The 759-nt window shown below is 41.8% G+C and carries 1 protein-coding gene; it reads left to right on the top strand.

From position 1 onward, the window contains the following. The coding region (locus A3735_RS07170) for an SIS domain-containing protein (RefSeq protein ID WP_156499491.1) at window positions 1-585 on the top strand (585 nt) is incomplete at its 5' end. Window positions 586-759 lie beyond the last annotated feature (174 nt).

Here is a 759-nt window from a genome sequence, read left to right as displayed (position 1 = left end):
CTTGTCGTCGCTATTGGAAAGAACAAAAATATGCCAGCCGAAACGGAAGCTTCGATCGTTGAGGCCTTACAGGCACTTCCTTCAATCATCGAACAAAGCTTGGATATGGATAAGCAAATAGCCGAATTGGCGGAAGACTTTGCTGACAAGCACCACAGTTTATTCCTGGGTCGTGGTGATCAATACCCGGTTGCGATGGAAGGTGCACTGAAGCTTAAAGAGATTTCGTATATTCACGCTGAAGCTTATGCCGCAGGCGAATTAAAGCATGGCCCATTGGCTCTTATCGATGCAGACATGCCAGTCATTGTTGTTGCACCGAACAATGAGCTTCTAGAAAAACTGCATTCTAACGTTGAAGAAGTACGTGCAAGAGGTGGTTTGATGTATGTTTTTGCTGATCGAAACGCACACTTCAAAAGTGATGACACCATGAAAGTACTAGACGTACCACATTGTGAAAAGATCGTCGCGCCGATTTTATATACTGTGCCTTTGCAGTTGCTTAGTTATCATGTTGCGTTGATTAAAGGTACCGATGTGGATCAGCCACGTAATTTAGCAAAATCAGTAACAGTTGAGTGATGAGCTAGCCGTATTTACAGCCGCTATTCATAGGGAAAAGTAGTTAACGATGGAATAAAGTTGTTAACAACTTTCCTTTTGAATGAAATAAACGCGCGATCTTTCCATATTTCTAATTCTCATTAGAAATTTAATCTTCGATTAGCCTAAGGACGGGAAATCGTGTTTGTACTA

It is taken from the genome of Oleiphilus sp. HI0061, from assembly GCF_001635675.1.
The sequence above is the reverse complement of the archived record's forward strand: the minus strand, read 5'-3'. Positions and strand labels throughout refer to the sequence as shown.